This window comes from Paenibacillus sp. J22P90 (genome assembly GCF_059692195.1).
The window spans coordinates 560,895-586,975 of record NZ_JCAUAY010000003.1; the positions used below are offsets into that span (position 1 = coordinate 560,895).

A 26,081-nucleotide genomic window follows, 5' to 3' on the forward strand; every position below is an offset into this window, starting at 1 on the left:
AGTGGCGCAAATAATTAATGTGATTAATGAAATGTCATGTAAAACAATTATATACCTCGGCGTTGCCGTTCGAATTTCATTTTCTTCTCGATTTCGCGGTACACTTTGTCCGCGATTTTGGAGATGTCCAGCTGCGGAAGCTGCTTAATCAGCTCTTGCAGCTGCACTTCGCTTAGCTCTGGCAGCGTCTGATCGACTGGCGCAGCTGGTGTTGGTTCTTGGTCTGCGCTCGTTTTGGTGCGCAGCCAGTCCATTTCCAGCGGTGCATTCGCAAGCTGGCTCGCAGGTGCTTGTTTGTGTTCCAGCATGCCCATGCTGATTGGTGCGGCCAGATGCTCTTGCTTGCCAGGCTGCATCGGCATGCCGATCGGCGATTGGTGAGACGCGCCGATGGACGGCTGCTGCGTCCGGGACTGCAGGGGCACGCTCATCGCTGGCGTGCCTTGGCGGGCGTCGGCGATGCTTTGCGCACCGATGTCTCGTGCTTGCCGCTGCAGCTGCGTAGGCAGCGGCTTTGTTAATGCAGCGGCCCAGCCTTGGCCGCTGCTGCCCGTTATACTGGCGCTGCGCTGCGCGCCAGCTGTTGGTGCGGCGGCTCTGCCTGCGGCAGCCGCCTGTGTCAGACTGCCCGGCCCGCGGGCGGGCAGTCGGTGTTCCGCTGCGGCAGGCGAAGCCGCAGCCATTCCCGCAGGAGCAGCGCGAAGCGCTCCTGCGCTGCTCGCCAGCAGCGGCGGCATGACACGCGGTGTCATGCTCGGGCGCTGGCGAGCCCTTGGTGCGCGTGCGGAGCGCGCGCCGGGGACCGTCTCTGCGGCCCGCGAAGCGGCCGCAGGCTCTGAGCGCTCATCGATCTGAGCGCTCAACATCGCTCTAATGGTTTGCTCCGCCGAATCCAATTGGAAGCGTTCCGCTCCCAATTGGTTCTCCGAACCATGTGCTTCCCGCATAGGCGCGCGCTCACTGCCATCGACGATGACTCGTCTCTGGAGGTGTTCGGCTTGCGCCCCATTCCAATTCGTATCTCTACGCTGTGACTGTGATGAAGTTTGACTATCGATTCGCTGCGCTGCTGCTTGCCTGATATCCTCAACAGTTGATTTCCCCATCAATTGTCTCATTCTGGACTCACTTGCGCGTTGAATCAGGTTTACACCCAAAGCATCACTTGCACGTTGTATGCGATGTGAGCTTACCATAGAATCGCGTCCAACCATCTGACGCTGATCTGTTTCAACATCTCGGATTGAGCTTGTTGATGCCGAACGCGCTGCACTATTTTCACGTTGAACAATACTTCTAAGTTCTGACTCGTTTGCCGTTCCCATCTGTCTAAAAGCAGTCTCTTCCACTCGACTTAGTCTCATATTCCCGCTATTCACATTTCTGGACGTGCGTTGAACGAGAGAGTCACGTACGAATTCACCTGAACCACCACGCGGTTGGGTAGGATCTGCTTGATTGGCCCTTCTAACTTGCATACCATTAGCAATACCTAGTGAGCGTTGCACAAGCTTTCCTGAGCCTAAGCTGCTTATACTTCTATTTTGCAACACATTCGCATTTCTGCTGTCCGGTCTTGATTGTTGCACAAGCTTCCCACGTGCAACCTCTCTTGCTGGCTGACTAAGCTGTGCGTCTACTTCGCCATCACTTCGACTCGCTAGACTCTGACTTGTAGATACTGAGGTCTGTTGGTCGACATGTGCATCCATTCTACTTCCTTGATTTCCATGCAATCCTGCGGAAGAAGTCTGTATTCCTACTTCCCCTGATACAACTTCACTTGTCTGTTCAACGTTAGCGGTGCTGCTGCTCTGCCTTTCGTTCTCTCTGTCAACTGACCGCTGCACACTGCCATTCTCTGCCGCACCGGGTACGCCAAGTTGTTGCCTATCATTTGCTAGGCCTGCTCCGCTTGCTCGTCTTGTAATGGTACCATCCTCGACTCGGCCTGCTCGCAGTGTAAGCTGACCTCTCATCCATGAGCTCGTAGATCGTGCGATCGTAGCACTTCCCTCACTGTTTACCGAAGAGGATGGGGAGTGAGAACCTAGCGATGGTTGTTGTGAGATAAACTGTCCTAAGTCTATTTTGCGCTGGATACTTGCTTGCTGCTCTTTTACCCGATTAACGCGAGATGGGTTTCCAGCTTTCCTAACAATTGCTACAGGAGCAAGACTACTAGTTGATTTCCCCAATCCAACGTTGGTGGTTTCATTACTAAAGCTGCGAAGCGAGGCTTCCTTCGCACTTGGTCTAGCTTCACTTGTTTCCGCAGCACGATTGATCCAGTTCACTCTAGACGGGTCTGTTGAAACACCACTGTGTCCATCTTGAAAGGAGCTAGCTGGTTTAAGCAATCTGCGTTGAATTGACTGAGACCCATCCATCGCATCTTTATTTGCATTTGCGAAAGTCATGCTGCCTTGCGCTGCCTTGGCTGCAATTTCGGCAGCTAACGTTGGTCTAATCGGCATCCACCGTGCAACCGAACTCTGAGTATCCTCGTGCTGCACTCCTGGCTGAAGTTGACTTACATTTCCGTTATTGCTTGCTTCGGAAAGGCGAGACGTTGTTCGTAGTAATTGCACGACTTCTCGGTTCTCTTTACTTCTTTGCTTTGGTGGCGTTGGAAGTAAAGTGCCTGTAGATCGAATGCTTGCTTCGGCAATTTTAGCTGCAATCTCCAAAGCTAATTTTCCAACAGGTTGTTTGTTGGTGATCTCTTGCGTTTTGCGTTGAAGCTGACCTACTTGCTTTGCCTGTGATTGCCTTCTGCTTTCTTCTCGCATCCCCAGTGTAGCAGCAGGTTGAAGGAGTTCATCCCCTACCTTCAGCATTGGATCCTTATGTACTGCTCTTGGAGCTCTGCTTTCTGATTCGGCTATCTCTCGTTGGAGATGAAAGCTTTGACGATCGTCAGCTTGTTTCTCTTGCTGACGATGCAGCTGGTGACTTCCAAGCTGTTCCTTCCCGGTAGAAGCTCTACCGGTACTCCTAAGAGCGATTGCGGACGATTCTCTTATGCTCTGATCTTTAAGTTTACTTTCAGATCTAGCAAATACTTCTGTACCTAAATCAGGCTTTACAACATTATTTAATAGATGGGCAGAAGCCATTTCGTTCACGACCTGCAAACCATCTTTGTTAACACTATTAGTACTCCTAATGAAAAAATCGTTATTAGAAGAGGGTTGTCTTTGTATGGTAACGAGCTGCTGCAGCCAGCTCTCGTTGCTTTGGATTTTTTGAGCTGTTGATCGTCTACTCTCACTTAGCGCAGGCTTTCTATACACCTGACTCGGGTAAGCTGACACCGTCTCAACATGTTTAGAAGCTACCGTTTCCTTCTCAGGCGTTCGAACAGCCTCAGGCTCTGGTATCAACTTCTCAAATATTTCTGCTTTAAGCGAAGTTGGTACACTCTCTACACTCTCAGCTAATCCAACATCGGTTTCATTCTCAGTTTCATTACTCGTCTGTACGACTCCGCTATTTTTGCGCGGTCGTCCTCTTTTTCGCTTCACAGGCTGCTCCACGGGTTGCGGAATCGCAGATTCTGCTAAGCCAGCCTCCTGCACTTGCTGTACTTGATTGACTTGCTGCATTTGTTCCACTGGTTCCACATGGTGCATTTGCTGCTCTTGTTCTTGTACTTGCTTTCCTTGTTGCACGGTTTGCTGTTCTTGTTGTTGCATTTGCCGCTCTTGGCGCACATGCTGCTCTTCTTGCTCTTGTTTTCCATACTCCTGCAAAACCTGCGATTGAGCTTGCACCAACTGTTCGTAAACTTGTTGCTGCAGCTGTCGCTCTTGCAGTTCTTCTTGTTGCGCCCGTTGTTGTTCTTCTTGTTGCCCTTGTTGTATGCGCTGTTGCTCTATTACTTGGGACTTCGTTGATTCAGAAGTCTGCAGCCGTAATTCATCACGTTCTTGTTGCAAACGTTGAACAACTTCGGACATTTCCAGGCTTTGTTCCTGTAACCCACGCGGAAGTCGCTGCATCACAGCAGCTTCATCTGGCGCACTCGTCTTACGCCACACAGTAGTGATAGGCGAAGTAGATTCGTTCATTCCATTGCGATTAGAACGCGTTGATTCCGCAGTAGCGTGCATCGACCTAGGCAACCGTGAAGTTAAACTTGAAGCATTAATTGCCATAGGGAGCTGCTTGGATACGAGAAAGCCTTTAGCAGCAGAAGCAGTACTCCTGCTTGCGGGTACTTTCTCATCCATCTGACCTTTATCAGCGTTTAAAGGCTTGCTCGCCTGTACATCTTGCCCTTCAGCATGTTTGCGCAATAAACTTCGAATAAACCGTACGGTTTGCGGAGTCACTCCCTCTGAAAAAGGGCCTTCTCCCAATCTCAAAGCCTTCCCAATCACGACCGACTGAGGTTCTGTTAAGTTCGGGCTTGGAACCCCGTCCATATTCATGTTGAGCGGACTCGATTGTGATGCACTACTGTGACTCAAGTGCGTTTGTGTTACTTCTTGCAGCATCAGCTGAGCCACGTGTAAAAAAGAAGGATTCGTTTGCAGGTTGGTTGACTGTGCTAAACGGTCACCAATTCGCGCATCCTCGTTCCGCCCCAAACTCAACTTTCCAGATTGGAACTGCTCCAGCCAAACTGACGTATTGCGAATGGCATCAACATGCTGAGCAACACTTTGATGATTGGCTTTACCTGCCGTATGACCATCAACGTTATTTACACGAGACGGACCAAGGTTATTCCCCTCACGCAAAGCTTGTTTATATAGTAAATGTAATGTTTTGTGTGAAATATTCGTTGTATGACTTGTATGTTGAACTCCATTCACCTTTGGGTTCGGTTGCGTCTTGCTGCTTGTCGAATGAGCTAACATACCTATCGAAGCAACAAGCTGCCTCATCGAACGCGTGATCATCGGTGAGCTTCTTTTATTAACGACGTTAATTCCCGATTGTTCAGACGACATATCCGTATCTTTAACGACATGAACATTCTCTTGTGCAGTCAGGAGTTGGTTTTCTAATTCCTTGTCTTTCTTGCTTTTGCGTCCCCGCTTCTTCTTGACTGGCGCATCAGTTGCTACTGGCCCCGGTTCGGAGGACAAACGTTTGGCATCTTGTTGCTTTTCTTCTAAAAGAACTTGCTTCGGCAGACGATATCCGCTTTGTGTCACTAACTTCTGAATGTGATGAATCGTTTGCTGCTTCGTAATGAAAGGAGCTGATTCTGGGTGTTTCAAGCTTTCCAACTGCAGCTGCAATTGTAGGACCCACGCTCGATCACTTGGGCTCTTCTTCATGGCCGCTAATTCTTTATCCGTTAACAGCCCTTTACTCTTAAAAATAAGAGCAAACATACCTAAATAGTTATTTCGATCAAATCCATACTTACCCATGATGCCAGAAGCAAATTGCTTAGATTGACGGGAAGTCTGACCAACAGCGCTACTCCCCTTACCTTCAGCAAAGCGTAACGAACCCTTTATCTTCTTTCTACGGGGTTTATGCGATTGTCGAGATTTCATGAACAATCCCCCTAAAAGTTCAGCATTCGCTTATTTCTTAAAAATCGTCTTCAAACCTGCATGCACCAGCTCGATTGACTCGATCGCCACATTGGCACTGCTTGCATTAAGATCAGGTCCATTCCATTTCACGGGAAATGCACTCGTAAATTCCCAACGGCACATTTCTTTACCTTCAACATTGTACAAAAGTATAGAGCCGTTCTTACGGCTTATTTTGCCTTGAGCAGCGTTATTGTACCAATCCCACAACTCGCTGGAATTACTGATACCTCTTTTAAGCACAATATTCGGGTACTTCGTATGCTGAACCATGTAGTGCGGATGCGTGTTCAAGCCACCTTCCCAGTACGGCTTGACTTCGATCTCTGACTTCATGCCCGTTACCTCGGAAAAGCCCCCGACGATTAACCCATCAAGCTCCACTAGAAATCGAAAATTGCCACCTACATTATGCAATCTTGGTGGATTCTTTGACATTGTTTGTTACTCACCTCTTACCGAAACACATCAAACGGATTGTCTGGCTGTTTTTTACCTTCTTCATTCAAATTACGGTTGATGCGGGAAATTTCCTCACACCACGTACGGCGTTCACGGTGTTCCATGGACATAATTTCATCATGTGACCAATGAAAATAGTAAGCTATGAAGCCCACTTCCTCATATATTTTGTCTATGGGATAGCCCGTTACGCCATCTCGTCCAAAAAAGAGACATCCACATTAAACTCGTGCTCACATTTTGGGCAGCTCGTATGCACCGTAGGTGCGTCCATTTCGTTAATTTGACGATAGAAATTTTGTAGAAATGCGAGATCTGCTGTGAAAAATTTCTCAACGACGCGAGTATCAATCGCACGCAAATCCCCTAAATTTGTAATAACGCGAGTAAGTAGGATGATCGTTAAGTAGCCCGGGTTTTGCTGAACACGTTGGTCTCGCATCGGTAAAATCTCATCCGCAGCAGTCGCTAAACGCATGACACCTCTTTTGTGAAGCGTACCATTATCATCTACATACCCTCTTGGAAGTTCAAATTCATATTCTGTTTTAAAAGCCATGTTGTCTTTACCCCCTTAAAGTTTTCTCCATCTTAACAAAAAGAAGAGTTAGGAACCGGAGGCGTACGCTCCGGCACCTACTCTAACCTTGTATTACTTCGTACGTGTCATACCTTCATGAGCAAGCTCTAAGCTCTCGATGGCAACTTCGTTCCCAGTCCCTTTGAAGCTTGGTGCTGAGTACTTGGATGGCCATGCTTCGATTACTTGCCAAGTAGCGACATCTCCGCCCTCTTCGTTGATCGCGATGATCGTGACCGTTTTGCGGGAGATTTTGCCTTGAATGGATTCTGACATCCAGTTGTACATATCCATGGAGTCTGTAACTCCCCATTTCAATGAGATGTTACCGTATTTTGCAAGTCCCGGAAGCTTCCGAGGCGTGATTGTTTCGTTTCCTTCGCGGTATTCAATTACCGAAAGGGAAGCATCAAATCCAGAAATTTCACTGAATCCAGCTTGTTGAATACCTTCAACTTCAATTCTAAATCTAAAATTGCGGTATGGATCCCTACGTTCGCCAGCCATAGTATACCCCTTTCCTAATATGCGTAATTAACTAACGTTAGACTATTCTTCTCTTGTTTTCTGAGTAATACGGAAGATCACGAACTCGGCAGGTTTCACCGGTGCAACCCCGATTACGCAGATGAGTCGACCATTATCGATGTCATCCTGTGTCATTGTGCTGCGGCCAATATTAATGTAGAACGCTTCGGAAGGACTTCCGCCCATCAAAGCGCCATCTCTCCACACCCGTGTCAAGAAGGCATCAATCGTCCGCTGTACACGTGCCCAAAGCTGTTCGTCATTCGGTTCGAAGACAACCCAGTTCGTGCCGTTCTTGATGGACTCTTCGATAAAGATGAACAAACGTCTAACGTTCACATATTTCCATAAACCGTTCGACGATGTCGTGCGAGCACCCCATACACGAATACCTTGTCCAGCAAAATGACGGATCAAGTTAACGCCTTGTGGGTTCAAAATATCTTGCTCGCCTTTGTTGTATTGGCAATCTAGGCCAACAGCACCGCGAACGACTTCATTCGCAGGCGCTTTTTGCACGCCACGAGATTGGTCGGAACGGGAGTAAATACCAATAACTGAGCCAGATGGCGGTATGTATATATTGCGTTTATCTAATGGATCAAACACTTGCAACCATGGGTTGTACATCGCTGCATACGAGCTGTCAAAGATGTTGCGGTGTGTCATAACATCCGCTACCTTAGTTTTCTCGCGTGGAATATCGAGAACTGCAAAGCGGCTGCCCAAGTTTTCACAGTGCGCTACAAGGGATAATTGAACGGTTGGCTCAGTTACACCCGGAATTGCAATGATGGACACAACATCGTTGTCGATGAAGGACTGAATCCCTGTACGTTTGCCAGGACCACGGTCAACACCCATGTAAATATCAGGCGTTACATTTGCGATAGAACCGTTGCTGCCGCCAGACAATGCGATTTGGAATTTGCCAACGGATTCGTTCTCGCCGGAAAGCACCTCGAAAGGAGCGATTGCGCCAAGATCTTGACCCTCTGTCAAATCCTTCACCGTAATAATGTTCGAACGGGAAACGATTTTCTCAATGTGATTCGCTGCCGTAATGTTGAGGGATACTCTCTCATACGTCTCAGCTTCGTCACCGTAGAATACGTGAAGTGTGAACTCACTTGTCGTCAATACTTTCGAAGGAAGTAGTCCGCTATCCACAACATCGCCATCAAGCGCTTCAGACAGGTCAATGATGTTATCTTGGGAAGCTACAACTTTGCTGTATTGCTTCACGCCCGCTGCTTCGAAAGCAACTACGTCGCCAACATTAAAGCCAGCATTGTTTTTCACGCGATATTGATTTGCACCTAGCACTTCATAGATTTGTGTCTTTGCTTTGCTAGCAGGTACCACAACGATACGAACTTGATTCCCCCATGTTCCAGGGTTCTTAGAAGCAATCTCAAGAATTGCTGATTCTTTATTCGAAGCCGCTTTGTTCGTTGCTACTTTCGCATCAGTTGGCGCTACACGCATAACGAAACAGCGATTACCTCCGTTTAAGTAGAAATGCTCTACCGCATAGGAAAGGAAACGATATTCGCCGAATTCATTCTCGGACAAGTAGCTACCGAATAGACGATGAAAATCAGCTACGCTCGTAACCAGTTGAGGGACACCTTCAATTTCCCCTCTTTGCGCAAGCCCTATAAACCCGGCCGTACTTGTGCTTGCACCCTCAAGCGGTTGTGCTCCGCTGTCAAACTCTTCCACATAGACTCCAGGTGATAAATAGTCAGCCATTGTTCCCCAGTTCTGTCAGATGGCACATCTTACATCATAAAAACCACCGACATGAAACCAGTTCTCTCCTTTCTGCTTGTCATTTTTGTATAGAAGATGGACGTGTCCATTCTACTAATTAGGGTCATGCGAGACGTATCGTCCCCAGATTGGTGGTTGTTCCTTCTGCAACCGTAATATCCTCGATCACATGCTTGCCTTCTACCCCGTACCTGATGACCAAGTCGGTCTGAAAGCTGGGAATTCGATTGCCTCTAAAAGCAATGGCGACTTCTCCCCGCTCCGTACTGCGGGTTTCTTGTACAGGCAGCAGCATAGCGCCTCGCGTATACGATTTAGTTAGTGGCTGCGCGAGTCGAAAGCGCTTCTGATGCTCCAGTACTTCGGCAATGCGGATAACCTCTTCCGCTGCTTTAGCACCTCTGCCTCGAAGCAAATAAGCATCTCCTGCCACAATGCCTCCAGTGAATGAACCAAATGTCAGTTCAAGATGGCCCTTGTCGGCTTGATCAACCATTAATCGCGCGCGAGCACAGTCCTCCGTAAGAACGGTTGACTCTAAGCGAGCATCGCGAATCGGAGCGCCAGTCGCATGCTGGAGCATAACTCGAATAAGTCCTGCTCCTTGTGAAAAAGGGTAGGAAGGTAACGGTTTCATTTGAACAACTTCCATAAAATTGTGAGTGCCAACGGTGATGTTTGTTTGTTCTGAAAAATAATACTCGCTTTGAACCGATAACCGGTAGTCGCCGGGAGGTAAATCATTGAATATATAGGAACCATTCGATTTGCGAATCGCTTTCGAACGGGTGCCTTCTAGGTGAACTGTGGTCTTGTTGCCGAGAGGAGCTTGTGAGGTGAGTGCGTCAATCACGCACACGACCAGGGAAACGCGAGATTTCAATTGTGTTATACGAATCTGATCCACAATGGAATCCTCCTAACCCTGAATACTAAAATCGGTTTCTGCAACCCTTTTAGTTTTCTTGATGCGTGTCGAATCAATATGTACAGGTCCCACTGTATAAGCAACTGAGAGTCTGTAAGGGGTGTCTGAGAAATTCCACATGTTCATGATACTTTCACCCTTAAAAGGGTCCATGACGATACGAACTTCTTCATCTTGTTCTGCTAACGTGCCTACGGTCAACGAACCCCGAAGAACAGAATGATCGTAGAGTACTTGCATCGCTCTGCCTAGAATCCGATGTTCATCCAAGGCGCGGGATGAAAGCTCAGCGGGCGATTGCACCGTGAGTAAATAACTAAGATCGACAACCATGGGAGGAAACTGAATCTCATTCGTCCCTCTAGCAATCATATGGGTTTGACGATTGTTGCCGCTCTCGCGAACGTTGTACAGATAGAGGGATAGATAGAAATCTCCCTTATCCACAGGAGATGCAAGCCCTATCATTTCTGGTTGTGGAATAGGGTCTGGAGTCATATTTTCTCGTAGAAGCTTAATTAAAGATGCGCTTACATCCGCAATGACAGAATAATTACCTATGGGTGTCACTTCCTGCCTCAAAATACCTAAAAATCTTGTAAAAAAGGTGCTTAAAATGTCACATTGTGTATCTTTTTCTATTATAAATGTAAACCGTCCCATTGACTATAGGAATTATATTATTTATTTATGTGAATATCCCGAATTTTGACGATATTTGGCTGAAAAGTGGTGAATACAGCCGACAAAAAGGCAAGCTCACACTTGATGTGAGAGCCTGCCTTTTGCCTACTTAATCTAGCTATTCTAGTAATCTTCCCACTCCTGCCGTGCAAGGATTTTACCTGATTTCTGCAGCTCATGACGAATAGATTTGATGATATGCTGCATGCGAATAGGCTCACCTGATTCAGCTGCTAGGAATGCGGATGAGAGAACGACATTCTTGATGTTACCGCCAGCAATCTCGTAGCGCTGTGCGAGATATTTAAAATCAACATCATCGCTAAGCGGCGCTGCTTTTGGAAACATAGATTGCCAAATTTTTTCCCGATACTCACTGTCCGGAAACGGGAATTTAATGACATAATTGATCCGCCGTAAGAAGGCTTCATCAATATTATTCAGTAGATTGGTAGCGAGCACCGTGATGCCTTGGTACTCTTCCATCTTTTGAAGCAGATAGGCCGTCTCAATGTTCGCGTATTTATCGTGCGAGTCCTTCACTTCGGAACGCTTACCGAACAACGCATCCGTTTCGTCGAAGAACAGCACGGCATTGCTGAGCTGCGCCTCTTCGAAAATTTCGTGAAGGTTCTTCTCGGTTTCACCGATGTACTTGCTGATGACCTGGGAAAGGTCAACCTTGTACAGCTCAAGCTGAAGATCGCCTGCCACAACCTGCGCAGACATCGTCTTCCCCGTGCCCGGAGGACCGGCGAAGAGCATGCTGAGCCCTTTGCCGTAGGCCAGCTTCTTCTCGAAGCCCCATTCGCTGTAGACTACGCCGCGATATTTCACTTGATTGCACGCATTGCGGAGCTGATCCTTCTGCTCGGGCGGGAGGATCACATCGCCCCAGCCATAGCGGGGCTCAATGCGCGTCGCTTTGCGCTCCAGCTTGTGCTGCACCTGCTGGTAGCAAGCCTTATACAGCGCGTCGCTGCGCAGCGACGCGCCTGAACCGCCCTCCCCGGCAGCGGCCGTCTGCCAGGAAGAGTACCCGCGCGCGAGCGTGAGCGCGCGGCGAATTTGCCCCGGGGTGAAGCGGAATTTTCCGCTCATCACCCGATAGTCCATGTCCGCAGCGACGCCCAGCTCCTGCGCAAATGCCTGCCAAAGGCGCTCACGCCCGCCTTCGTCCGGCACGGCAAGTTCATGCTCAAGGAGCAGCCGCTCCTTGGGCTTCCAGCTCAGCCGGTTGAACCGCCCGGCTAACAAAAACACCATGCCGCCGTAGCCGTCGAGCAGCTCATGAAACCGCCCGAGCCGCTGCTGCGCAGCAAGGTCCGGCTCTTCGGGGTAAAGCACGTCCAGCCGTGTGAAGCACAACACGGCTTGATGAAGGATCGCTTCGCGTACAATCATGCGAATCTGATCTTCAAAGCTTGCCGCATGGAGCTGCACATCAGCGAGGTCTACCAACAGCAACGGCTTATTGAAGGAGCGGCTGAGATGCTTCACCTGCAGCTTTTTCCCAGCGCCTGCATTCCCCCATATATGGAACGCTAACCGTTTGCGCTCCGCTGCTGGCGCTCCGTATACGTCTGCAATAAAGCTGCGCAGCCTTTGTTGAAAGTCTTCCTGGACAAGCAATGGCGATAACTCGTCATCGGGGTAGAAGATTTCGACAGCTGGCTTTAAATTCGGATCCAGCTCGCCAGAATCCAATAAGAAGGTCACAATTCGTTTGTCCAACTGCAAGGGTCTGGATAAAAGCGTCTGCCCATTGACCAGTTGGATTTCCGAATTCAGCACATAGCGGGCTAATTTCCCATCCGGTGCCATGAAGGTCGTTCTCGCAGCTCGCATATCTTCCGGGCTTTGGCAGGCAATTTGCAGCGCCAAGCTAATATTCGGCGTTTTACAAGTGAGATCATCCAACAAGAAGCCAAATATCCGCTCATATTTTCGATCCAGCTCTACTGCAAGACCCAGCATAACGAAACGTTCTTCAATAGAAGTGAAACCAAAAACCGTAGATAAATAAGTCAAAGGCAGAAACAAGCCCGACTTGCGGCTCGCTTCTCTTCGAATGGTGATAGCGCTGTCTAGCATCTCTATCATTCCCAAGATCTCTTGCTCTTCCTCATCTAGTGGTTCCTCATGACCAAATCCACCAATTAATCGAATGAATTCATCCTCAGATACAAACATACCGCGGAAAGAATCGGTTTGCGGATCCGGCGTAAGCTTTTGACGGCGCTTGTAGAGAAGCTCTAATTTTTTATCTAGTAATTGAAGCTCGTCCTTATAATGTTCCCATGCATGCACATACCCTTGAGCTGTCATAGGCCTCCCCAATGACTCTTTATATTTTTTTAAAACGAACCGATAACTACATTAATAGCTTGCGTTAATAGGGGGTTATTATTTACAATATCAGGATAAGGCACAAATCGTATCGACACCTACTGCCCTGAAAGGAAAGTGCCACCTTCTGATGGAACAATTTCCAACACTTGATCCAACTTGGAATCGAAAACTCATGCTAATGTTATGGTGGATTCTCATCATTTATGAAGTAGCAGCTACGATTGCTCTAGGCTTTAATATCCAAGAGCATCCGACGACTTGGTTTAGTAGTTTTACGAGGTTCCAACTAATTCCTACGATTTTGCAGCTTCTTCTTATGGGCGTAGGCTATTTGGCGATGCATTATTTAAAATCCTATAGTGAGTTTATCATGATCCTATGGACCATGACCATGGTTAGTATATTCATCCTGTGTATTCCTGAAATGACACGCAGCTATGAGCTGCTCAGTATACCGATTTTGTTATCTTCCATCTATTTCAAGAAACGATTTCTACTTTTCGCTTATATTCTAGGCATCACTATATTAGTCATCCTGCTCCTTGCCCAAATGGCAAGAGGACAAACAACGAATCCTTACGAAGTGATTGCATCCTTCACCATTTTAACCGCAACGTCCATGCTCTGCTTTGCCATTATGGGTCGAGGGCTCGACCTGCTTGCCCAGCTCAAGAATTCAGTTGTTCGCGAGCAGGATCTGCTCATTCGCAATGTCATGATTGACCGTCTTTCCAAAGTCGATGCGCTGACAGAGCTATTTAATCATCGTTCCTTTCAAGAGCATACGGACCACCTGATTAGGCATATGCCTCATGAAGCTCCATTGGAGCTTGCGTTGATGGACATCGATAACTTCAAATTCATTAATGATAATTATGGTCATTGGGTCGGAGATGTCGTTCTCAAAACGATCGGTACCCTTCTCAAAGAGGTGCTTGGCCCGGATGATATGTCATTCCGCTATGGCGGCGAGGAGTTTGCCGTATTGTTCGTAGGGAAATCACAACCAGAGGTCATTGCCATTTGCGATACAATTATGGAGACCGTACGCGATATTGTGATTCCAGAAATGCCCGATCAGAAGCTGACCATGAGCATCGGACTCGCGACTTACAATCGAAATACGATGAAAAAGGCTTGGTTTCAGCTGGTGGACGAATGCTTGTACACGGCCAAGCGCAACGGCAAAAACCGCATGCACGTACATGCCGCAGACATTCAAGTATCTATAGCAGAATAACCTCAGAACCAGGAGCATAATCGCTCTTGGTTTTTTCATTTTGGAAGCGTCCGTGGAAAAAAGTGTTAAGCCTCATACATGAATTGGTTGCGTTAGGAAAATAATGAGAAGAACCAAAATCAAATGAGGTGTTAATGATGTGTCATTCCATAGCCATTCTGGCTGATGTTCACGAAGTCATGAAGCAATTCCGCGTCGATCGGCTCTTATCCTATAGTTCCAATCGCTACGAGGTGCGCCCTACAGAATCTATATCTGCCGTGATGATGAATCGCAAGGGTGAGCGCCTGTTGGATGAATTCCGTTGGGGACTGATGCCCTTCTGGGCCAAAGATGCCGTATGCGGCGAGCGTAACTCCATCTTCTCGAACATTGTGTTCGAGCGCATTGTCAAAAAGCAACGCTGTGTCATCCCCTGCAGCTCCTTCTATGTTGGGGTAACGGAGGGCAAGGAGACGGAGTGGATTCGATTCAAAATGCGGAGCGGCACGTTCGGCATTGCTGGGCTGTACGACATTTGGCAAGCCCCTTCTGGCGGCGAAGAGCTGCGCACGTGCATGATGCTGATGACGGAATCCAATTCCGTCGTGTCGCCCTATCAGGCGAATATGCCCGCTATTCTTGACGAAGAGGGTATGGAAAAATGGCTGCAACCTGACCAGAAGGACAGCCGTTTGTTAAGATCTTATCTGCAACCGATCGACGAGATGCGGATGGTCGCTAATATTCTTACGTCCCCGGCCGAGAAGCTGGAGATGGGTGCTGATGTGAGTGTTTTTGTGTGATTAAGCGTTCAGCTTCATCTCACTAGCGTGCTGCAAAGCTAAAGAGCGTTCAAACCCACTAACCATGTTGGGCTGAACGCTCTTTTCATCAAATGGAACTACTGGTGGGAGTTTATTCTTTGCTGCTCCCTGAACGCTTCATCTACTAATTTCCGAGCCTCTTCTATTTGGGTGACAGGAAACAACCGATCGGTCAAACGATCCAATACATCAAGATCCGTCAAATAAGTGAGCTGCGCAATGATAGCACCACTCGCTTCCCCGAATTGCGCTTTGATAAACTTACCTAAAATGGTGCGCTCGCCTTCGATCTTTCCTTCAATCTATTAGAAAGATGTTTTCGGGAACCGAAAACATCTTTCTAATGTGGTAAATGAACATCCGCTCAGGAAAAAAACGTTGCCACTGTGCTTGCGATTCGACATGTACGATGATCAACGCTGTTTCACCTTTTAGCTTCGTTTCAACAAGGAGGTCCACCTTACGCTTTTCCCCAGCTACAACGTCCGTAAACACCTCCTCCGACAAGAAAGTGATCGACCTGAAGTCTATAGCTTCATGAAGTTGTGGAAAAAACAGGAGCATAAACTCCTGGAAATACGTCCGAATCAATTCTTTAAATAAACGATCATGATCAATGATTACTAGCTGCCTCCTCCCTCACCTTAAAAATCTCCATGCAAAAAAGCACCTGCCAAGCCGTAGAAAAACTACGTTTGGCGGTGCTTCCGCTACGACGATTATACAGTCTCCGTCCATTTTCGTAAAGATGATCTGCTGCTTGCATCTCTGTGTCCATCAGGCTCAGCCTTCTCACTTCTTAGGAACAGCCGGCAAGACGCCACCTTCTCCGATGATGCGTACACCATCCGCGCATACGCCATAGGGTTCCCAGCGGCATGTCGCACAAAGGTGGCTAATGTCAACCGGCTTCACTTCTAGGGCAACTTGCCCGCAGATAGTGGACCAAGTGCGCTCCATCCCTATCTCCAACCCAAGCTTGGCAACGATCTCCGCGTCACGCTGATAGACCGTACGGTTCTCGCAATGCGCAACTTGATCCTGTGGGAATGCAGCGCAAAGATCATCAGGTCCAAGAACAACGCGAATCATCGTCTCAGGCTCTGTGCGCAGTTGTTCGTAGACCGTCGTCATATTTTCACAAAACGCTGGGGAATACCCCATACCTCGGTAACCTAACAAACAGAGCAGATGATGTCCGCGAAGTTGAATCATACGTTGTTAACCCGCGGCACACGATACAATCCGTATCCAGCCATCGTAATGACGGGTTCTTTGTCCTCGATGAGGCCATCCCCTTTGGAATGCAAGGCAACATCAATGAGCCATTTGGTGAAATCGGCGACTGGCATGTCAGCCATTTCTTCTAAGCTATAAAAGCCTGCTGCATCTACCTCTACGCCATCTGGCTGAGGTGTTCCGCCAATGTAGGACATTTCGAAAGCGATATATACATTATGTATGCTTCTCGGCAGATCACGTAACGCTACCAACCGCGAGACGGACGCTTCAACTCCGCACTCTTCCAGAACTTCACGCACAATGGTATCTTGAATCAGCTCATGCTGCTCAATATATCCACCCGGGTTCGTCCAGCGTCCCTTCCCTGGCTCTTGTGCTCTGCGCACAAGCAAAATTTTCTCATCCTTCATCACCAGTGCGCCGACACCGATGCTGTAGTTCCCCCAATGAACAAAACTGCATGATGTGCAGGCTCTTCTCTCCGTTCCATCCACATCACGCGTCTCCATGGCAGCTCCACAGCTGCTGCAAAATTTAACTTCCATCTGTCCCAGCTCCCTTTGGTCATCCATCATCTAAATCATCTATATGCAAGCTTACTGCGAATGATGGACAATAGGCAACTCCGTATAGTCGCGCTAGCTGGTCATTTGGGGTGGAATGACGACCAAAAATGCTAAAAGGCATCCATTTTCAGCGATTACAGCTAAAACTAGCCGAATTCGTGCAAAAAGGCATCAATTTGAGCCGAAAAGGTAGCAACTGGCTGAATGCCGGCAAAATGGATGCTCTTTTGCATTTATTTCAGATGGAGAGGTCTATCCCTAATAGAAGGATGCCTTTTTACATTTTAACTACTTACACCAAAAACATCGCCACAATCGTCGTCACCGCTAAGCCGATGAGCACGGGCTTCAGATTCCGTCGCGCGAGCTCGAACGGACTCACACCGCAGATGGCCGCGGCCGGAATGAGCGCCCACGGGATCAAGGTGCCGCCGCCGACCCAGATGGCGGCAACTTGCCCTAGCGCAGTCAGCACCGCTGCGCCAGAGCCAATGGCGGTCGCGAAGAGCTGCGCGATGGAGCCCGCCAAGGAAATGCCCGAGAAGCCGGAACCGTCGAGGCCGGTAATAGCGCCGACGACGGTTAACGTCACGGCACCGATGGCTCCATTCAGCGGCACGACGCCTGCGAGAGCCACGCCAAGGTCGTTCACGATACCGTGTGAACCTTCTGGTAATATTTTACCAAATAGATCCGTGATCGCGGAGTCTCCTAAATAGAAGAACGCCGCAATCGGGATGACGGGGCCGAAGACTTTGAACCCAAACACAAAGCCTTCGATTAAATACGAGGTGATTTTCTCTACGCCTGCATTGCGATGCGCGATCAAGGTGACCGCGATTAAGATAAATACCGCTGTACCGCCTACGAGAGCGGTTGCATCGCCACCTTGCAAATTCAAGACAAACAAAGCAACGACATCTAAAGCAAACAGCACAGGAATTGCGATGGCTAGACTCCGCTTTAAACGCTCTCCGATCAGCACTTTGCTCTCTTCGTCAACAGAAACAAGCCCGCCGCTTTCCTCTAATCGGCTATCAATCAGCCCGCTGCGCCATTTTCCATTTTTCATATCGCGCTTCATTAACCAAAAAGCTGTTATCGTCGTCACAAGCCCCATCACGATAACGAGTGGAATGCTCGCTTCCATCACGGAGGATACCGGAATTCCGGCTGCATCCGCTGTCAATTTAGGTGCCCCTTGAATAATGTAATCGCCAGATAGCGCAATCCCATGTCCGAAGAGGTTCATCGCCATAGCGGCACCAAGCGCCGGCAAGCCAACCCGAACAGCCACAGGCAAAAGCACTGCCCCAATCAACGCAACCGCAGGTGAAGGCCAAAAAAACCAGGACGTCACCATCATAATGATGCCGATACCCCAGAAAGCTAATGCTGGCGTTCTTAAAAATTTGGTCAGCGGCGCCACCATCGTTTCATTAATCCCCGTCCGAATGAGGACTCGGCTCATGGCCACGATAATCGAGATGATCATGATCGTCCCCATCAACTCTTTGGTCGCATAAATAAAGCTGTTAAACACACCCGATACAGAGCCGCTCAACGTTTCCGTCGCTAACAACCCTAATGTAAAAATACCCACCACACAAATCATCGTCGTATCTCTGCGTTTAACAAGAAGCGTAAGAATAAAACCAATGAACACTAAATAGACCCAATGAATCGGTAAAAGTTGAATATCCATCCTGCACCACACACCCTCTCAGCCCAAGCAGCAATTGGTGCTACATTCTATGCTCGGCTTAGCGTAGGCGTTCGTCTAAATTCGGGCATTTTGTCACCTTGTGGTACAATATTAAAAGCGATTTTAACGAAGTAAGGGGAGAATCTACATGGCAAGGAATCAACGTTTACATACGGATTCAGATTTTCAAGAGGTTATTGATCGGCAAGGGGTTGTTCGGATTTTCAAAGATGACCATATCGTCGATTCCAATGCGGTTGTACTCCGCTTCAGTGATACGACAGTCGTCGTGCAAACACGTGTCAGCGATTTGACCTATTATGACCGGGCGGCGTGTGAGTTTTTTGAGATGAAGAAAAAGTAACAAGATACTGGAGGGAGCAAGATGCGTGCACCTGTCGTAGAAAGACAATTACAAGCTTATAACAATAAAAATATTGATGAATTCATGGGATGTTATAGTGAAGATATTCAAATATATGATTTCCCTAACACACTCACCATGGAAGGCCAAGCGGCTATGAGAGAGCGTTATCGAAAATTGTTTGAAACATATCCGAATATGCATGCAACCGTGGATAAACGAATTTTTCACGGCCAGTATGTCATCGACCATGAAGAAATAACCGGCCGATTAGAAGGTGCCATTCTAGAAGCCGTTGCTGTGTATGAAGTCCAGGATGACATCATTACGAAGGTGTGGTTTCTTAGGAAGAATCAGTAGTCGTAATCTTCATTTGAAAAAGCTGCTCGGTATCATTACCGGCAGCTTTTATCATTTTACTTTTTATGAAATTGCTTCATTTTCCACATTAAATCATCTTCTGATACATACGACGCGCCTGCATGGACTCTAAAAATCTCATTACTTCCCTTGGCATTGATCCCCTCTTTGGTCGTAAAGAAAAGGTCAAATCCCAATTCCTTTCCTACCTCAATTACGGTGTCATTATAAGCACCAAAAGGGAACGCAAGCAGACGATACTGAGGTCCAAGCTCTTCCTCTATACGATTCTCTGCCTTCAGCAGATCGCTTTTAATTCTTTTGCGATACTCGGCGTCGGTTTCTACTCTCTTTTCAGCTTCCAAATAGATAGGATTCGTAAGCATCGGCATGAGTGTACCGTTGGCATTCACCTTGACTTTATCATGATGATCGTAGGTATGCGAATAAAAACTCATCCCGTTCTGCTTCATTTCTCTCATCTGATCCCATTTAAGCCGCGGTGCTTTGGGATGATCGATGGAGTCCACAACAATAAATTTGGTAGCAGGGAAACCTACGCTAAGTAATTCCGGATACGCATAGGTATAAAAAGATTCATAACCATCATCAAACGTGATTAAAACCGCATTTTGAGGAACCTGAGCTCCATCCTTCATGAAATGAAGAAAATGCTCCATGGAGATGACGTTGTAATCTTCTTTTTTCAATCTTTGCAAGTGACTTCTAAAACGTTTAGGGGATATGGTAATCCCGTTTTCCTTTTCATCAATGTGATGATAGGTCAGAACAATGACTTTATCTTTATAATGAACCTTTTGTTTACTATAATCGACTTGATTAAAATTGAGCGCATTGACTTGACGCTGATAGGGTTGTTGCGTTTCTAGTTCCAGTTGTTGTTGTACTTGTTGTACGACTTGTTCTTCTTGTTTTACTTCCTGTAGAACCGCTTCCTCAATAGAAGGAACAGGATGTTCTTCAACCACTACTTGCTCTGGTGTTATTGTCTGATCCAGGGACTTTGGTGATATCATTGGCCATAGAGCCAAGAGACCATAGATAACGCAAGAAGCTAATAGAACAGTAAACGCCAAATTCGTTGGATTTTCCAATTTTAGTCTATTCATGCTGCAACAACCCCGTAGATGAGAATATATAAATTAGGAAGATAGTACCACGAAAGCGCTTTCTTGTAAACTATTTATTACGGGATACTAGTTCTATAGAAGCAAGCTGTACAAAACTGAATCCTGCCTTACGCAGCTCCGGTATCGCTTTGATGACGCCTTCGGCGGTATCCTTCTCTGGATGGTTCATATGAGCGAGAACGATGGCTCCATTTTGGGCCTTTATCAGCGCCTTATACACCTGCTCCGTGTTGTAGGTTGCGCCTGCATCGCCGAGCACATTGTAGCCTGCAATATCGAAGCCTAGGTCATGAACCACAGACGCTGCAACTTCATCATAGAAGGCTGTACCTGAGCGGAAAAATAAAGGACGTTTCCCCGTCAGCTTTTCAATCTGATCAGCATTGTCCTTCACTTCACGAATGACATCCGCGACATTCTTCGTTCCTGCAATACCGTATGCGGGCTTGCCTGTCACAGACAAGGGGCGATGCTCAGTTCCGTGATTTTCGATTTCAAATAAGGGATTTGATGCCAAAAAGGCAAAGGTACCCGGATTAGCAGCAATCCATCTTGCATTGATAAATAGCGTCGCTGGGATGTTTTCCTTGATCAAGTAATCGATGAGCTTCTCATCGTAACCACTGCCATCTTTGCCCCCGCAAGCATCGAAGGTCAGAGCCATGACTCGTTCCTTGGTAACGAAGTGCGTGCGCACGCCTGAGAGATTCTCGCCCCACTTCGTTGGGATGCTGGCTGCATAACGGTCGATCAGCGCCTTGTCCAGCGATGCAAAGGCCAGAACGGACGCGGGAGCTGTCGTGTCAGCACTAGGCGCAGGCGATACGTTAGTCGGTGTTTCTGCTGGTTTCGGTGTTTCTGTTGCTATTGGCGTTGGCGTTTCCATTACTGCTGGTTTTTCCGTCGCAGTTTCTGTCGCCGTCACAATTCCAGGCTCCGACGAGGCCGTTAGCGAAGTCGTAGGACTCGCACACCCTGGAAGCGCTACCAATGCAACAACAAAGAAAAGGAGGCACATCGTGCGCCCCCTCATTTGTGTTTCCGCCAGTCTAATTTGCTTTTCTCTAGCTGATAAGCAAAATCATTTTCAAGACGTTTCTCTTCTGCCTTACGAGCCGCTTCTACACGAGCTCTCTCTGCGTCCTTCTTCGCTTGCTCTTCCGCTTTCATCGCGTCAGCCTGGGCTTTGAGGCCTTCCAAAATCTCAGGACGCAGCAAGTCCTTGAGTGTTGCGGGTTTATCTTGCACGCTAGCCGCAGCTGGCGTCATTTTTGCTTTCTTTTTCACCATAATAAGGTCACCTCGTCTGCATGTTCTCCCTATTATTGTACACGTCTATTGATGTAAATGATACGGCACTGTTGCAACAACGATATCCTTGTCGGCTTGCAGCTTCGAACGGATACGCGCCGCAGACTGATTGTGGAGCAGACGGTGCCACCATTTTTTCGGCATGAATTGTGGAAGAATAACCATGATCGACTGCTTCTCCGACACGTGTGTGTCGATGCGGTCAATGAATTCGGCCAGCGGCTTCAGGATCGTTCTATACCGCGATTTGAACACAACCAGTCGAACACCCGGGTCCCAAATCTGCCACTTCTCCTGCATCGATTCTTCGTCCTCATCGGAGAAAGAAACATAGAACGCGATGACGTTAGGCGAGAGCGATTTGGCATAGTTCAGGGTTTGCTCAACAGCTTTATGAATCCCGGCCACGGGTACGATAATGACGGGTTCTTTCGTACAAACGCGGTCTTGTGTGATATCAATGCGCAGCTGGTTGGCTACATCATCGTAATGGTGACTGATTTTCGTAATTAACCAGAGAAGAATCGGTGTCACGATAATGACGATCCAAGCACCCTCGCTAAATTTTGTCACAGAGAAAATGATAAGAACTGCAAAAGAAACGATGCCGCCTAGTCCATTGATGATCAATTTCCAGACCCAACCGGCTACGCGCTCCTTTAACCATTTACGAACCAAACCTGCTTGAGCTAGTGTAAAAGATAAAAATACGCCGATCGCATACAACGGAATAAGTGCATCGGTCTTCCCTTTAAAGCCGATCAGAAGCAGACTCGCCAGCACACCAAGCGTGACGATGCCGTAATGATACGAAAGACGATCTCCACGGAAGGAGAACATACGCGGAAAGTTTTTGTCCTGAGCCATGATCGATGCCAAAATCGGAAAGCCGTTAAAGCTCGTATTGGCAGCGAGCACGAGAATAAGCATCGTAGCGATTTGCGTCGCATAATACATCACGCCACGGCCAAAAGCTTGCTCCGTCACCATCGATAGCACGGAAGTATGCCCGTTATGATCCGGGGCAATCCCGTATCCTAAGGCAATAAGGGTTACGCCCCCGAACACGATGGCCAATAGGCCGCCTAAGGAGATGAGCGTACGTTTAGCATTTTTGACAGAAGGCGTTCGGAAATGCGGGACAGCATCAGAAATTGCTTCGATTCCCGTCACGGCTGAACAACCGGAAGAGAATGCTTTGAGAAGTACGAATAACGTTAATGAGTTCGTCGCAGCACTTGGTACGAATTCAATGGCATGCGTATTGAGGGAGCCGGTCATCATATCGAAGATACCTTTCCCTACTAACAACAGGATACAAAAAATAAAAAAGTACGTTGGAATCGCAAATACGGTTCCTGATTCAGATGTACCTCGTAAATTAATCCAAACCATAATCCAAACTAGAAAGATTGTAAGTGGTACGATATACGGCACCGCCGAAGGAAAAGCCGAAGTAATCGCCTGCACACCGGCTGAGATCGAAACGGCCACGGTCAAGGTATAATCGATTAGCAGTGAGACACCAGTAAGACGTCCCCATACCATGCCTAAATTCTCTTTGGTAACCATATAAGCGCCGCCACCCATGGGGTAGGCTTCAATCACTTGTCTATAGCTCAGCACGAGCAATAAAATCAAGGCGATGATGGAAATCGCAATCGGCAAGGAGAATGCAAATGCAGCAATCCCTACCGTCGCGAGTTCTAACAGAATTTGCTCTGTCCCATACGATACAGAGGATAAGGCATCCGATGAAAGGATGGGGAGAGCTTTCCAGACGGGCATTTTCTCCGACTCAATCTCGCTCGACTTTAGCGGCTTACCAAACACAATTTTTTTTAATGAATCACTTGTCATTCGTGGTCGTTCCTCCAATAAATTGCTAATCTCAACGTTCTCATTTGAAAAATGGACGCAAAAAAACACAAGGAATGACCTTGTGTTTTAAACACATGTTCTCCTTTCTCACGATCGCTTACGAGGTTAGCTGTCGGGTTCGGGCCGCGAGAAATCTGCCCTAAAAGGTACTTACAAATCCGTACCGTTATTCACCCCATGTTACTCGTGGTTCCCCCGCTTTTCTTAAACAGAAAATTAAGCGAAATATTCAACTGTTCATGTACGTGTTGAATACTACTCTCTTCTACTCACATAGTAAAGGTGGGAATAAACGTAAAAAGCTCTCTTCCACCTCGCGATTGCTCCAATAATTCGCTTACAATTATATGATTCGTTGATTATCTTCCATTTTCGTAGGTACTCTGGGTATTTCGCAAAAATGAAGGAGGACATACCGACAATTGAAATCACGCCAGCTAATGGATGTCGGCATCCCTTATACACTTTTATACAATCGTGTAATTCACCCAATCTATGCGAGTGCCGCCCATTTTATCAAAAAACTGTTGTGCACGATAATTGTCCGGTGCTGTGATCCATGACATGTAGGCAAAGCCGTTTTCTTTGGAATACGTTTGGCACTTCCGGAATAAGTCTTCTTCTGCAGCAGTTTCCCGAAATGGTTCGAGAAAGAAGAGGTCATTCATGATCGTGATAGGACTAGCTTTCATCGAACTCCAGGCAAAATATAGCGTTGCAAAGCCAATAAGATCGCCATCTTTGACGGCTACAAACTGGATACCCCCTTGCTCCTGGAGCAAGGTGCTGATCAGTCGATGAAGATCTGCCGACTCAGGCCGCGGCTTCTTATAAAAACCTACAATATAGGCAACCATAAGCTCTGTTAATGCCTCTACATCCTTCATTTCAGCTCTTCTTATTATATGATCCATATGATTCCCCTCCATCATTTCATGAATAATAATACATATTAAAGAATAAATATTCAATTGCAAATTATTTATCCACTACCAATTCATTGACACACCGAATTCACTATGCTAAACTGTAACAAATTATATTATAGTTATAGATCGGAAGGTGTACTATGTCAAACAACGCAACCACTTCTAATATAGAAACAACGCATGATCAAACCGAGGTAAATAGCCGCTTGCGGGAAACCCCGGTCTCTTGGCTGCTCTGTTTTACTATAGTACTTGTGATCATGAACACGATGATGTTCAATCTCGCTCTACCCAAAATTGCCGTCCAGTTCGAGCTCAGCCCCTCAACGGCATCGTGGATTGTCACGGGCTATTCGATCATTTTTGCGATATCTTCAATCACCTATAGCCGTTTGTCCGACTTTGTCCCTATGCGGAGGCTCTATGTCATTGCCCTGCTTTCGCTCGGCGGCGCATCGGTCCTAGGACTTTTCACGGACAGCTTCGGACTGTTGCTGCTGACGAGACTAATTCAGGCGTCCGGCGCGGGTGCGATCCCTTCGCTCGGTATCGTTCTCGTCACTCGCTACATTCCATTATCACGTAGAGGCAGAGCCATGTCGCTCATCCTATCCGCGGCTTCATTAGGCCTAGGACTCGGTCCGGTCGCCGGCGGCTCCATCGTGCAGTATTTGGGCTGGCACTTCCTGTTCGTCATTACAGGTGTGACCCTTTTGCTTACCCCTATTTTCCTCATCCTGCTGCCAAAAGAAAAAGCAGAAAGCGGCTCGTTCGATTTCATCGGCGCTGTCCTGCTCGGAATCGGGACCACGGGTTTGCTGCTCTTCCTGACATCCAAGAGTATCGTTGCCCTCTTAGCAGGGGCAATTGCGATTGCCCTGTTCGCGCTGCGCATTCGCAAAGCTTCGCAACCGTTCGTGCTGCCCGCACTGTTCAGCGACAGACCTTATATGGCGCTTAGCGCAATTGGCGTTACCTCTTACATGATCAGCTTCGGCTTCCTGTTCTTGGCGCCGCAGATGCTTGCTCGGGTATTCGGCTTAGCGCCGCTCACTTCCGGACTCTTGCTCTTCCCAGGTGCGCTGATTGCCATGCTTGCGTCCAACCGTGTGGGGCGCATCATTGACCGATATGGCAATACCGCTTTGCTGCGCTACGTGCCATGGTTGATGCTCCTTTCAACCGTACTGCTTGCCTTAACTGCAAGCTATTCTTATTACTGGATCGCAGCGCTGTACATCTTCGTGAGTATCAGCTTTACGACACTATCCAGCGCTGTATCCAATGAGCTGTCCCGGCAATTGACTAAAGATCGCGTCGGCTCGGGCATGGGCTTATTCCAATTGCTGCAGTTTTTCAGCGGTGCCTTCGCCGTGGCGCTCTCGGGCAGTGCGCTGGTTTGGCAGAAATCACTGCCGCTTGAACGTGCTTTTGATAACCTCATCTGGGGGATGGCGGTCATTGCGTTCTTAACCATTGGCAGCTCCATCTTGTATAGCAATTATGCAAAGAAACAGCAAAAGGGGCACTCAACTTCGGAGACGGTAGGAAGAACGGCTATGCCTAAGGCTGCGGCCGAATAAATAAAAAAGCTGAAATGAGAACAGTGTTTTCTGCCACTGCCATCTCATTTCAGCTTTTTTAGTTCGTTAGAC

Annotated in this window: 22 protein-coding genes, 1 pseudogene and 1 riboswitch; of the genes and pseudogenes, 5 read left to right on the forward strand and 18 right to left on the reverse strand. The window is 47.7% G+C overall.

The genetic code is table 11. The annotated features are described in order from the left end of the window. Positions 1–47: 47 nt before the first annotated feature. The 9 genes from AC58UX_RS12760 to AC58UX_RS12800 all read right to left on the reverse strand — a co-directional run bounded on the left by AC58UX_RS12760 (position 48) and on the right by AC58UX_RS12800 (position 12,847). Positions 48–5,519, reverse strand: coding sequence for a hypothetical protein (locus AC58UX_RS12760; protein ID WP_497253084.1), 5,472 nt, complete (start codon positions 5,517–5,519; stop codon positions 48–50). A gap of 30 nt (positions 5,520–5,549) precedes the next feature. Continuing rightward, the gene (locus AC58UX_RS12765; RefSeq protein ID WP_497253086.1) at positions 5,550–5,999 is read right to left on the reverse strand and encodes a phage tail protein; all 450 of its coding nucleotides are present in this window, start codon (positions 5,997–5,999) and stop codon (positions 5,550–5,552) included. Between the two features lie 17 nt (positions 6,000–6,016). Then, positions 6,017–6,199 carry a DUF6760 family protein gene (locus AC58UX_RS12770; RefSeq protein WP_081787256.1) on the reverse strand — a complete coding sequence of 61 codons (183 nt, stop codon included), beginning with the start codon at positions 6,197–6,199 and terminating at the stop codon, positions 6,017–6,019. 11 nt (positions 6,200–6,210) lie between these two features. Next, positions 6,211–6,582, reverse strand: coding sequence for a phage tail assembly protein (locus tag AC58UX_RS12775; protein ID WP_497253088.1), 372 nt, complete (start codon positions 6,580–6,582; stop codon positions 6,211–6,213). A 93-nt stretch (positions 6,583–6,675) separates the two neighbouring features. Continuing rightward, positions 6,676–7,110, reverse strand: a complete 435-nt coding sequence (locus AC58UX_RS12780; RefSeq protein ID WP_056612231.1) for a phage tail protein — start codon at positions 7,108–7,110, stop codon at positions 6,676–6,678. A gap of 42 nt (positions 7,111–7,152) precedes the next feature. Then, the gene (locus tag AC58UX_RS12785; protein ID WP_497253091.1) at positions 7,153–8,886 is read right to left on the reverse strand and encodes a phage tail sheath family protein; all 1,734 of its coding nucleotides are present in this window, start codon (positions 8,884–8,886) and stop codon (positions 7,153–7,155) included. A gap of 124 nt (positions 8,887–9,010) precedes the next feature. Next, positions 9,011–9,814: a beta-sandwich domain-containing protein gene (locus AC58UX_RS12790; RefSeq protein WP_497253093.1), complete on the reverse strand. Its 804-nt coding sequence runs from the start codon at positions 9,812–9,814 to the stop codon at positions 9,011–9,013. Between the two features lie 12 nt (positions 9,815–9,826). Continuing rightward, on the reverse strand, positions 9,827–10,405 hold the full coding sequence (locus AC58UX_RS12795) for a Pvc16 family protein (protein ID WP_497253095.1): 579 nt from the start codon (positions 10,403–10,405) through the stop codon (positions 9,827–9,829). Between the two features lie 237 nt (positions 10,406–10,642). Further along, on the reverse strand, positions 10,643–12,847 hold the full coding sequence (locus AC58UX_RS12800) for an ATP-binding protein (protein ID WP_497253097.1): 2,205 nt from the start codon (positions 12,845–12,847) through the stop codon (positions 10,643–10,645). Between the two features lie 151 nt (positions 12,848–12,998). On the opposite strand from AC58UX_RS12800, the gene AC58UX_RS12805 reads away from it, so the two are divergent. Next, complete coding sequence (locus tag AC58UX_RS12805; RefSeq protein ID WP_497253099.1) at positions 12,999–14,111, forward strand: GGDEF domain-containing protein; 1,113 nt, start codon at positions 12,999–13,001, stop codon at positions 14,109–14,111. A gap of 137 nt (positions 14,112–14,248) precedes the next feature. Next, a complete protein-coding gene (locus tag AC58UX_RS12810; protein WP_497253101.1) occupies positions 14,249–14,896 on the forward strand; it encodes an SOS response-associated peptidase in 648 nt (215 codons plus the stop codon). Positions 14,897–15,256: 360 nt separating this feature from the next. On the opposite strand, the pseudogene AC58UX_RS12815 reads toward AC58UX_RS12810, so the two are convergent. The 4 genes and pseudogenes from AC58UX_RS12815 to AC58UX_RS12830 all read right to left on the reverse strand — a co-directional run. Beyond that, positions 15,257–15,481 (reverse strand): annotated as a pseudogene (locus AC58UX_RS12815) (DUF4351 domain-containing protein); the annotation flags it as partial. A 228-nt stretch (positions 15,482–15,709) separates the two neighbouring features. Continuing rightward, positions 15,710–16,132 (reverse strand): DUF1284 domain-containing protein, encoded by a 423-nt coding sequence (locus tag AC58UX_RS12820; RefSeq protein ID WP_497253103.1) that lies wholly within the window; start codon positions 16,130–16,132, stop codon positions 15,710–15,712. Continuing rightward, complete coding sequence (locus AC58UX_RS12825; RefSeq protein ID WP_497253105.1) at positions 16,129–16,704, reverse strand: NUDIX domain-containing protein; 576 nt, start codon at positions 16,702–16,704, stop codon at positions 16,129–16,131. The genes AC58UX_RS12820 and AC58UX_RS12825 overlap by 4 nt, the downstream gene beginning before the upstream one ends. A gap of 313 nt (positions 16,705–17,017) precedes the next feature. Then, a complete protein-coding gene (locus AC58UX_RS12830) occupies positions 17,018–18,430 on the reverse strand; it encodes a hypothetical protein (RefSeq protein ID WP_497253107.1) in 1,413 nt (470 codons plus the stop codon). Positions 18,431–18,578: 148 nt separating this feature from the next. Here AC58UX_RS12830 and AC58UX_RS12835 point away from each other — a divergent pair, with 148 nt between their 5' ends. Both AC58UX_RS12835 and AC58UX_RS12840 read left to right on the forward strand, forming a co-directional pair. Continuing rightward, positions 18,579–18,794: a hypothetical protein gene (locus AC58UX_RS12835; protein ID WP_497253109.1), complete on the forward strand. Its 216-nt coding sequence runs from the start codon at positions 18,579–18,581 to the stop codon at positions 18,792–18,794. A 21-nt stretch (positions 18,795–18,815) separates the two neighbouring features. After that, on the forward strand, positions 18,816–19,154 hold the full coding sequence (locus AC58UX_RS12840; protein WP_497253111.1) for a nuclear transport factor 2 family protein: 339 nt from the start codon (positions 18,816–18,818) through the stop codon (positions 19,152–19,154). A gap of 56 nt (positions 19,155–19,210) precedes the next feature. Here the strand turns inward: AC58UX_RS12840 and AC58UX_RS12845 are convergent, their stop codons facing one another. The 5 genes from AC58UX_RS12845 to AC58UX_RS12865 form a co-directional block, all read right to left on the reverse strand. Continuing rightward, complete coding sequence (locus AC58UX_RS12845) at positions 19,211–20,269, reverse strand: polysaccharide deacetylase family protein (RefSeq protein WP_497253113.1); 1,059 nt, start codon at positions 20,267–20,269, stop codon at positions 19,211–19,213. Positions 20,270–20,354: 85 nt separating this feature from the next. Then, positions 20,355–21,323 carry a polysaccharide deacetylase family protein gene (locus AC58UX_RS12850; RefSeq protein ID WP_497253115.1) on the reverse strand — a complete coding sequence of 323 codons (969 nt, stop codon included), beginning with the start codon at positions 21,321–21,323 and terminating at the stop codon, positions 20,355–20,357. Between the two features lie 11 nt (positions 21,324–21,334). Then, complete coding sequence (locus AC58UX_RS12855; protein WP_497253117.1) at positions 21,335–21,595, reverse strand: YqkE family protein; 261 nt, start codon at positions 21,593–21,595, stop codon at positions 21,335–21,337. A 45-nt stretch (positions 21,596–21,640) separates the two neighbouring features. Next, on the reverse strand, positions 21,641–23,476 hold the full coding sequence (locus AC58UX_RS12860; RefSeq protein WP_497253119.1) for an APC family permease: 1,836 nt from the start codon (positions 23,474–23,476) through the stop codon (positions 21,641–21,643). 100 nt (positions 23,477–23,576) lie between these two features. After that, positions 23,577–23,730, reverse strand: a riboswitch (cyclic di-AMP (ydaO/yuaA leader). A 234-nt stretch (positions 23,731–23,964) separates the two neighbouring features. Next, positions 23,965–24,411 carry a GNAT family N-acetyltransferase gene (locus AC58UX_RS12865; protein ID WP_497253121.1) on the reverse strand — a complete coding sequence of 149 codons (447 nt, stop codon included), beginning with the start codon at positions 24,409–24,411 and terminating at the stop codon, positions 23,965–23,967. 155 nt (positions 24,412–24,566) lie between these two features. Between AC58UX_RS12865 and AC58UX_RS12870 the strand changes: the two genes are divergently transcribed. Next, positions 24,567–26,009, forward strand: coding sequence for an MFS transporter (locus AC58UX_RS12870; protein ID WP_497253123.1), 1,443 nt, complete (start codon positions 24,567–24,569; stop codon positions 26,007–26,009). Positions 26,010–26,081 lie beyond the last annotated feature (72 nt).